Origin of the sequence: Rhodopseudomonas sp. WA056, assembly GCF_010906995.1 — a bacterium.
Taxonomy (GTDB): domain Bacteria; phylum Pseudomonadota; class Alphaproteobacteria; order Rhizobiales; family Xanthobacteraceae; genus Rhodopseudomonas; species Rhodopseudomonas palustris_G.
In genome coordinates this window covers 19,784-28,131 of the sequence record NZ_QPFS01000059.1, presented here as the reverse complement: position 1 = coordinate 28,131, position 8,348 = coordinate 19,784, and the positions used below count along the sequence as shown (strand labels likewise).

Below are 8,348 nucleotides of genomic sequence, written 5' to 3'. Positions count from 1 at the left end.
AGAGGTGTATAAGAGACAGCCTGTTCGGCCGCGGTCACCGCCATCTCGGCGAGGATCGACAATTCGTCGTTGGAGCGCTCTGGAATAATCGGGCGCATGATCTCCGGATCGACGATGCCGGGCTTGGCCACCACGTAGCGCGACTTGATGCCCGAAGCCCTCTCGATGAATTCGGACGACGACGGCTGCAGCGGCTCGATCTCGCCGGCCTCGATCCGCGCTTTGTTCGCCGCGTTGAAGTTCGCCACATAGGTGTTGAACGCCTCGACCAGCTCGGCATTGGAAACGCTGTCGGGCGGAGTGTAGAGGCCGGTCGCGGCAATGACGGCAGGGCGCACGGAAAGCTCCAGGCTCAGTGGCTGAGTGAGAGGACCGCCGGCCAAGCGATCCGCCGCGCCCTGCCGGTATCCGACGCCGTTTCGGCCGCGTCTGCTTTGACGCCGGACAAAAGGCGGAACGCGGCCACATCGTCCGTTGGTCGGGAGCGGGGAGGCCGGCGGGCGGGGCGCGCGGGCATCTCGGCCGGCACGGGCGAAAGCGGTATGAAACGGCGCGCGGCGAAACACAAGCGCGATCGCAAAAGGTGTGGCGGCCGGCGCAGATCGGGGCCAAATTCCGCGCCGAGGATCATGGTCATGGACGCACCCCACGGACATCTGCTGCACCCGCTGCCGCCCGCCGGCCCTGACGAAGTGCTGGACACCTTGGTGGCCCGCGGCGGCATCCGCGTCGAGCGTATCGTCTCGTTCGGCCAGTCGAGCCCGGACGGATTCTGGTATGATCAGAACGAGGATGAATTCGTCGTGCTGCTGTCGGGCTCTGCCGTGCTGCGGTTCGAAGACGGCGACCGCAGCCTCGACCTCACTCCCGGCACCTGGGTCGACATCCCGGCGCACTGCCGCCACCGCGTCGAAGCCACCGCGACCGATCAGCCGAGCGTGTGGCTGACGATGTTCTGGCCGGCGGCGGCGAAGTAACCTGCTTCCGCGATGGCGCTTGGGGCGTGCACCGCCGACCACGAACCACCACCCCGATCGTCGGCATCGTTCGCGTGATAGGCGCCGAGGCAAGGCCGGCGACGACGTGACTTGCGTCCGCGGCAATCACGGCCGAGGCGTGATTTTGGTGACCTTCGTGTCTTGTTCCCCGCGGAACGATCGCTCTCGCACCCGATTACTCAGCGGGGCGTTCAGAACAGCATGGAGAGCAATCATGGCAGGCCAACTCGATGGCAAGCGCGTCGCTATTCTCGCCACCAACGGCTTCGAACAGTCGGAACTCGAAACCCCGCGCGACAAGCTGAAGGCGGCCGGCGCGCAGGTCGATATCGTGTCGCCGGAGCAGGGCGAGATCAAAGGCTGGGATCTGAAGGATTGGGGCCGGCCGGTGAAGGTCGACAAGCAACTCGGCTCGGTGAAGGCCGACGACTACGACGCGATCGTGCTGCCGGGCGGGCAGATCAACCCGGATCTGCTGCGCGTCGATCGGAACGCGCTGAAGCTGATCAAGGCCTTCTACGATGCCGGCAAGCCGGTGGCGGCGGTGTGCCACGCGCCGTGGCTGCTGATTGAAACCGGCATCGCCAAGGGCAAGCGGATGACGTCGTATCACTCGATCAAGCAGGACGTGATCAACGCCGGCGCGCAGTGGGAGGATTCCGCCGTCGTCACCGACAACGGCCTGATCACCTCGCGAAATCCGGGCGACCTCGAGGCGTTCTCCGCCAAGATCGTGGAGGAGATCCGCGAGGGCAAGCACCAGCGCCGCGCGGCCTGAGCCGCAGGCGCGGGGCGCGCGGCGGCCTCAGCCGCCGTTTCGCCATTGTGATCCGCGACAGTTTCAGGATGCGAACAACGACCGCGCCGGTGGTTCACCGGCGCGGTTTTGATGCGAGAGGAGCCGCGATGGTGCGGACGATGCGTGTGAAGTGCAGCGGCGCCGGATGTCGCCGCGGGGCGCACGCTCAGATGTCGCGCCGCCGCCGCATCGGCCGGGCGCCGTGGTCGGCGCGCACCGGGATCGCCTCGGCGCCGGAGATCAGCTCGATCGGCAGCGCCAGCTTTTTGCCGCCGTTGTCGCCGCCGCGCAGATCGGTGCCCATCGCCATGATGGCCGAGCCCATCGCGGCCGAGCCGAAAGTGACGACGAAGCCGAACAGCAGCAGGCCGAGCGCGGTGCCGGGCGAGTCGTCGGCGAAGATCAGGTCGCGCAGATGGCCTGGATTGAGATACAGCAGCCCGCCGAGCAGCAGTGCGGCGATCATCACGCCGATAGCCAGATTGATCGCCAGCAGGCGAAACAGCGGTTGGCCCAGCAAGGCACTCCGGCGCGGCATGGTGTCGATCCCTTCAGTGGCGATATCCCGCCGGCGTCGCCTGCGGGCTTGGATTCGAAGCCGAAAGATACCTCAAGATATGACGCTGTTGAGCCCGCCTCGCAACCGCAAGCACGAAATGGTAGATTCGCGCGATTGTCATAGCAATACGCGTCAATACGCATTCGGTTTCGGTTTCGGTTTCGGTTTCGGTTTCGCTGCCCGCCCGTTCCTGCTTCCCTTATTTGCTCTGTGAGGAGACACGATTCAGATGTCGAAGCTGCGCCTTGCTTTCGTCACTTGCGCCCTCGCCGGTGCGCTGTTGTCCGCGGCGCCGGCCGAGGCGGCCCGCTGCGGCGGTGATTTCAACACGTTTGTCTCCAGCATTTCGGCCGAGGCCGCACAGGCAGGCATTTCGCAGAGCGTGATTTCCCAAGCGCTCGGCGGCGTCACGCCGGATCCTGCGGTGCTGGCATTCGATCGCCGCCAGCGCGGCACCTTCAACAAAACTTTCGAGCAGTATGTGGCGACGCGGGTCGGGCCGGGCCGGATCAAGACCGGTCGCGCGATGCTGATGCGTCATGCCTCGCTGCTGTCGCGGATCGAGCGGCAGTTCGGCGTGCCGCCGCAGATCGTGGTGGCGATCTGGGGGCTGGAATCGGATTTCGGCAAGGGTGACATGGGCAAATTGCCGGTATTCCGCGTGCTGGCGACGATGGCGCACGACTGCCGTCGCACCGAGCTGTTCCAGGGCGAGCTCTTGGCAGCGTTGCAGATTGTGCAGCGCGGCGACCTCACCTTGCGCGACATGGTCGGCGCCTATGCGGGAGAGCTCGGCCAGACCCAGTTCCTGCCGTCGTCCTACATCAAATACGGCGTCGATTTCGACGGCAACGGCCACGTCGATCTGCGCCACAGCGTGCCGGACGTGCTGGCCTCGACCGCCAACCTGCTCAAGACCGCGGGCTGGAAGGCCGGCGGTTCCTACGAGGAGGGAACGGCGAATTTCGAGGCGATGCGCGAGTGGAACCGGGCGCTGGTGTATCGCAAGACGATTGCTTACTTCGCCGACAGGCTGGTCGAGCCGTGAGCGTTCTCGCGCTGTCCTGAGCGGTCGCCGACGATCGTTACATCGCGGTCGCCGGCGTCGAGGTGGTCGGCCGGACCAGCTTGTTGATCTGGTCGAGCGTGAAGCTCTGGCCGCCGATCGACAGCTTCGGCGGGGTCTGGGTCAGGTCCACGGAGTCGATCGTGCCGTAGATCTGGGTGGAGACGGTGGCGGTCTGGCCCGACGCATCGGTGGCGACGATCGACAGCTTGTAGTTGCCGTCCGGCCATTGCGTGCCGTCGTTGCCGCGGCCGTCCCAGGCGAACGCCTGATCGTTGCCGGCGTTGATGGTGAACTTGCCCGAATATACCGTCTGTCCGGTGTCGCTCTCGATCGAGACCTGCGCCGTCACCGGCTTGTCGGTCGACAGCGACCACGTCGCCTTGCTGTCGGTCAACTGCGTCTTGCTGCCGTCGACGACGGCGCTGGCGCCGATGAAGTTGAGCGCCTGCGTCGCCTGCGCGGTGGTCTGCAGCTCCACCAGCGAGCTCAGCGATTCGTTGGACTTGAGCTGCTGTTCGATGCCGGCGAACTGCACGAGCTGCTGGGTGAACTGGTTGGTGTCCAGCGGATCCATCGGATTCTGGTTCTTGAGCTGCGTCGTCAGCAGCGTCAGGAAGGTCTGGAAGTTGTCGGCGATCCCCGGCGTCGAGCTGGTCTTCGACTTCGCGCTCTCCGCGGAATAGTTCGCGTTCGGCGCCGAGTACGGCGTAGTCGCGGTTGAGTAATCGACGGACATGCGCGTTGCTCCTCAGATCCGGATATCGACGCCGCCGCTCGCACCGAGCATGCGGCCGTAGCCGCGGCCGGCGACGGCCGCGGGTGGCGTATCATCCTGGCTGACCACCAGTCGTTGCGGCTGCCGGCCGCCGTCCTGCTGCTGACCCTGCTGCCCGGACGACGACTGGTCGCGCAGGCTGAATTGCAGCCCGCCATTGCCGGTCTTCAGGCCGGCATCGTCGAGCGCGCGCTGCAACTGGGTCTGGTCCTGCCGCAGCATCTGCAACGTCTCGGGCTTCTCCACGGTCAAATGCGACGTCACCTGACCATGGCGGTCGACATCGATCCGGACGTCGATGCGGCCGAGTTCGGCCGGGTCGAGCCGGATGTCGAAGCGGGTGGCGCCGCCGCGGGCGCGCGCCGCGATTTCCACGGCGAGGCTGTCGACCGGCACCGGCATATTGCTCGCCGGGTTCGCGGTGAGCTGCTGGGCCCCCGCGGCGGTGGTGCCGGCGGCGGTAAGGGTCGGTTGCAGATGCGGCATCACCGCGAAAGGCGTCGGTGGCTGGCTGTTGCTGCCGACATTGGCCTGGGCCTGCGGCAGTGCCGCCTCGGCGCCGAGCGGCGAGGCGGCTGGCTTCTGGCCGCCATCCTTGCCTTCGCCGCCGTCGGCGAGCGTGTGGGCGGCCTGGGAGGCGGCGTGCGGCCGGGTTTCGGTCGTTGCCGCAGCGGCCTGCGGCTGCATCGCCGCGGCCGAGGCGTTTGCGGTCGCGGTCTGGACGGCCGCACCGTCGCCGGTCTTCGCCTCGGCCTTTCCGTCGGTCTTGGCGTTGGCGTCGGTCTTGGTGCCGGCCTTCGGCGCATTGGCCGAATTGGCCTGCGCGGCGAGCGCCGCGAGTTTCGGATCGGTCGCGATACCGGTCGAAGCTGTCTCCGCGGTCGCGTTCTGCGCGGTGCCTTCGGCCGGCGTCGTTACAGTTGCGGTCTCGGCCGCCGCCTTGGCCTTGAGCGCCGCCGCGGCCGCGAGCGCTGCCGGCGTGCCACCGGGTGCAGCGGCCGCATCGGTCGCGGTCGCATCGGCCGTCGTGATCTCGACCTTCGGCGCGATCAGCGCGGTGGCGTCCGCCGTGATCGTGATGGTCGCGGCAGCATCCTCGACCTTGGTCTGGTCGGTGCCCGGCGCGTCCGCGCTGGCCTTGCCATCACTGGACGCGCCACCATCGGAGGATCTGGTGCCGTCGTCCTTGTCGGTTCTGGTCTTGCTGGATTTGTCGGCTCTGCCGGCCTCGTCCGCCTTGGTACCCGAGGTCGTCGGTTCAGAGGACGAGGATGCGTCTTCGGCGCGCCGGGAGCTCTGGTCGGCGTCGCGGCTGCGGCTGCGGTCCGGCGCTTCGCTCCGCTCGGTGCGGGGGCTATGACTGGTGCTGCGGTCGTCCGCCGCGCCGCTCGACGAACGCGAGTCCGATTTCGCGGGCGCCGCCGTAGCCTTGTCATAGGCGGCGGTATTGCTGTCGACGAGCGCGGCGAAATCCTTGGTGTGCGACGACCGCTCCTGACGCGCCGACGTGCGGGACGACGGGGAGGCGGTGCTGGCTGCGACGTCCGGCGATACGTTGACCACGGCAATCTCTCTTACGCTTCAGTCCGGAACTTCTTCAGCAAGGACCGGGCCAAACCGAAAGTGTAGGTAAAACAAACGGATGCGGGGATGCTCGGGGTGCCGGTACCAGCCGCCGACACGCCATTTCTGCCGCGGCGGCAGAATTTGCCGCGGGTCCGGCCCGCAAAACCGGGTCGCTGCGATTGCGCCTCCGGAAGGCGGCCTATATTAAAAGCCTGCATCACCGAAGTTTGCGGAATTGGCCCTGCCGCTTCCGGACAATGCGGAAGGATGACCGCGCGGCTTACGCCGGTCGCAGCTCATGACCGAACCAATGCTCAACAGTCTGGATCTCGAAGGCCGGCCGCAGGACACCCGCGTCGTGGTCGCGATGTCCGGCGGGGTGGATTCCTCGGCGACCGCAGCGCTGCTCAAGGCGCAGGGCTACGACGTCGTCGGCATCACGCTGCAACTCTACGATCATGGCGCGGCGATCCATCGCAAGGGCGCCTGCTGTGCCGGCCAGGACATCCACGACGCCCGCGCGGTCGCCGAGCGGATCGGCATTCCGCATTACGTGCTCGACTACGAGAGCCGGTTTCGCGAGTCGGTGATCGACAGCTTTGCCGACAGCTACGCCTCCGGCGAGACGCCGGTGCCGTGCATCGAGTGCAACCGCTCGGTCAAGTTCCGCGACCTCTTGGCCACCGCGCGCGAACTCGGCGCCTCGGCGCTGGCGACTGGTCACTACGTGTCGTCGCGGCGGCTCGAGAACGGATCGCGGGCGCTGGTCTGCGCCGCTGATCGCGACCGCGACCAGAGTTATTTCCTGTTCGCCACCACCCGCGAGCAGCTTCAATTCTTGCGCTTCCCGCTCGGCGACATGACCAAGTCGCAGACCCGCGAGCTGGCGCGGCAGTTCGGCCTGTCGGTCGCCGACAAGCACGACAGCCAGGACATCTGCTTCGTGCCGACCGGGCGCTACACCGACGTGGTCGAGCGGCTGAAGCCGAACGCGATGGAGCCGGGCGACATCGTCGATATCGACGGCCGCGTGCTCGGCCAGCATCCCGGTATCGTGCATTTCACCGTCGGCCAGCGCCGCGGCCTCGGCATCGCGTCGCGCGCGCCGCTGTATGTGCTGCGGCTGGATGCGGCGCGGCGTCAGGTCGTGGTCGGCCCGCGCGAAGCGCTGCTGATGGACCGGATCGTGCTGCGCGACGTCAACTGGATTGGCGACGGCGCGCTCGACGACGTGGTCGGCGACGGACTCGAACTGTTCGTCCGTGTTCGCTCGACGCGGGAGCCGCAGCCGGCCTGGCTGCGCGCCGCGAACGGCGGCTACGAGGTCGAACTCGTGGTCGGCGAGGAGGGCGTGTCGCCGGGCCAAGCCTGCGTGTTCTACGACGCGGCCGAGGGTCAGGCGCGCGTGCTCGGTGGTGGCTTCATCAAGAGCGCCGCGCCGCGCCGGTTCGAAGGCGGGCGCGAGCAAATCGAGGCGCCGGCGCTGGCCGCCGCGCGCGGCTGAAGGGTTTTCGGGGCAGGGTATGGCGAACGACATCGATCGCGCTGGCGTGGCGAAAGCCTATGCGCGCTGGGCGCCGATTTACGATCTGGTTTTCGGCAAAGTGTTCGACAGCGGCCGGCAATCGACCATCGCGGTGGCCGACGCCATTGGAGGGCGCGTGCTCGACGTCGGCGTCGGCACCGGATTGTCGCTGTCGGATTATTCGAAGACTACGCGGCTGTGCGGCGTCGATATCTCCGAGCCGATGCTGCGCAAGGCGCATGAGCGCGTCCGCACGATGAACCTCACCAATGTCGACGTTCTGGCGGTGATGGACGCCAAGAACCTGGCGTTCCCGGCCGACTTCTTCGACGCCGTGGTGGCGCAATACGTCATTACCGCGGTGCCGGACCCGGAAGCCACGCTGGACGATTTCGTCCGGGTGCTGAAGCCGGGCGGCGAGTTGATCCTGGTCAACCACATCGGCGCCGAGAGCGGGCCGCGCAAGCTGTTCGAGCTGGCGTTCTCGCCGATCGCGCGCCGGCTCGGCTGGCGGCCGGAGTTCCCGTGGGCGCGGCTGGTGAACTGGGCAGCGCGCCACGGCGGGGTGGAGCTGGCAGAGCGCCGGCCGATGCCGCCGATGGGCCACTTCTCGCTGATCCGCTATCGCAAACTGTGACATCGCCGGAACGTGGCGCCGCGCGCCACGTTGTCCGGGCATGATGTCGAAACTCTCACTCGCTCTGAGTTGCGTGGTACTGGCGTCGGCCCCGGCGTCGGCGCAGGCGCCGCCGAAACCGCCAGCCGCCGCCGCTCCGGCGCCGACCGCATGCCCGCCGAATACAGCGACGGTGCATCCGCCGGGCAGCAATGCTCCCGGCGCGACGACCGGCGAAAGCCGTCAGCCGCTGGGCGACAAACTGGCCGAATCTGGCGGTGTGCTGTGCCCTCCGGCAGGTATCGATCCGGAGATTCGGGCACCGACGCCGGACGTCGGCAAGACGCCGGTGATCCCGCCGCCCGGCACACCTGGCGGCGATCCGACCATCCGTCCGAAATAGCCGAACTGGCGGGGTCAGCAGCCAGGCCGGTGTTGCTT

Annotated in this window: 9 protein-coding genes and 1 pseudogene; 6 read left to right on the top strand and 4 right to left on the bottom strand. The window is 67.4% G+C overall.

The features are described from left to right. A pseudogene (locus DU475_RS13255) lies at positions 1-338 on the bottom strand (beta-ketoacyl-ACP synthase III); the annotation flags it as partial. Positions 339-635: 297 nt separating this feature from the next. Here DU475_RS13255 and DU475_RS13250 point away from each other — a divergent pair. Next, positions 636-977 (top strand): cupin domain-containing protein, encoded by a 342-nt coding sequence (locus DU475_RS13250; protein WP_164632400.1) that lies wholly within the window; start codon positions 636-638, stop codon positions 975-977. Positions 978-1,212: 235 nt separating this feature from the next. Then, positions 1,213-1,776 carry a type 1 glutamine amidotransferase domain-containing protein gene (locus DU475_RS13245; RefSeq protein ID WP_013503813.1) on the top strand — a complete coding sequence of 188 codons (564 nt, stop codon included), beginning with the start codon at positions 1,213-1,215 and terminating at the stop codon, positions 1,774-1,776. Between the two features lie 187 nt (positions 1,777-1,963). Here the strand turns inward: DU475_RS13245 and DU475_RS13240 are convergent, their stop codons facing one another. Continuing rightward, positions 1,964-2,335 (bottom strand): hypothetical protein, encoded by a 372-nt coding sequence (locus DU475_RS13240; RefSeq protein WP_164632399.1) that lies wholly within the window; start codon positions 2,333-2,335, stop codon positions 1,964-1,966. A 250-nt stretch (positions 2,336-2,585) separates the two neighbouring features. Here DU475_RS13240 and DU475_RS13235 point away from each other — a divergent pair, with 250 nt between their 5' ends. Beyond that, positions 2,586-3,404, top strand: a complete 819-nt coding sequence (locus DU475_RS13235; protein ID WP_142882066.1) for a lytic murein transglycosylase — start codon at positions 2,586-2,588, stop codon at positions 3,402-3,404. A gap of 37 nt (positions 3,405-3,441) precedes the next feature. On the opposite strand, the gene DU475_RS13230 is transcribed toward DU475_RS13235, so the two are convergent. After that, positions 3,442-4,161, bottom strand: a complete 720-nt coding sequence (locus DU475_RS13230; RefSeq protein ID WP_142882067.1) for a flagellar hook capping FlgD N-terminal domain-containing protein — start codon at positions 4,159-4,161, stop codon at positions 3,442-3,444. A 12-nt stretch (positions 4,162-4,173) separates the two neighbouring features. Further along, positions 4,174-5,763: a flagellar hook-length control protein FliK gene (locus DU475_RS24525; protein ID WP_164632398.1), complete on the bottom strand. Its 1,590-nt coding sequence runs from the start codon at positions 5,761-5,763 to the stop codon at positions 4,174-4,176. 313 nt (positions 5,764-6,076) lie between these two features. Between DU475_RS24525 and mnmA the strand changes: the two genes are divergently transcribed. The 3 genes from mnmA to DU475_RS13210 are packed head-to-tail and all read left to right on the top strand — an operon-like array spanning position 6,077 to position 8,310. After that, a complete protein-coding gene (gene mnmA / locus DU475_RS13220) occupies positions 6,077-7,270 on the top strand; it encodes a tRNA 2-thiouridine(34) synthase MnmA (RefSeq protein WP_164632401.1) in 1,194 nt (397 codons plus the stop codon). Between the two features lie 19 nt (positions 7,271-7,289). Next, entirely contained in the window at positions 7,290-7,928 is a 639-nt protein-coding gene (locus DU475_RS13215) for a class I SAM-dependent methyltransferase (RefSeq protein WP_164632397.1), read from the top strand. Positions 7,929-7,968: 40 nt separating this feature from the next. Next, positions 7,969-8,310, top strand: coding sequence for a hypothetical protein (locus DU475_RS13210; protein ID WP_047307047.1), 342 nt, complete (start codon positions 7,969-7,971; stop codon positions 8,308-8,310). Positions 8,311-8,348 lie beyond the last annotated feature (38 nt).

Coding starts and splice junctions, on each gene's coding strand:
- DU475_RS13250 (WP_164632400.1), top strand. CDS start 636: ATGGACGCACCCCACGGACATCTGCTGCACCCGCTGCCGCCCGCCGGC.
- DU475_RS13245 (WP_013503813.1), top strand. CDS start 1,213: ATGGCAGGCCAACTCGATGGCAAGCGCGTCGCTATTCTCGCCACCAAC.
- DU475_RS13240 (WP_164632399.1), bottom strand. CDS start 2,335: ATGCCGCGCCGGAGTGCCTTGCTGGGCCAACCGCTGTTTCGCCTGCTG.
- DU475_RS13235 (WP_142882066.1), top strand. CDS start 2,586: ATGTCGAAGCTGCGCCTTGCTTTCGTCACTTGCGCCCTCGCCGGTGCG.
- DU475_RS13230 (WP_142882067.1), bottom strand. CDS start 4,161: ATGTCCGTCGATTACTCAACCGCGACTACGCCGTACTCGGCGCCGAAC.
- mnmA (WP_164632401.1), top strand. CDS start 6,077: ATGCTCAACAGTCTGGATCTCGAAGGCCGGCCGCAGGACACCCGCGTC.
- DU475_RS13215 (WP_164632397.1), top strand. CDS start 7,290: ATGGCGAACGACATCGATCGCGCTGGCGTGGCGAAAGCCTATGCGCGC.
- DU475_RS13210 (WP_047307047.1), top strand. CDS start 7,969: ATGATGTCGAAACTCTCACTCGCTCTGAGTTGCGTGGTACTGGCGTCG.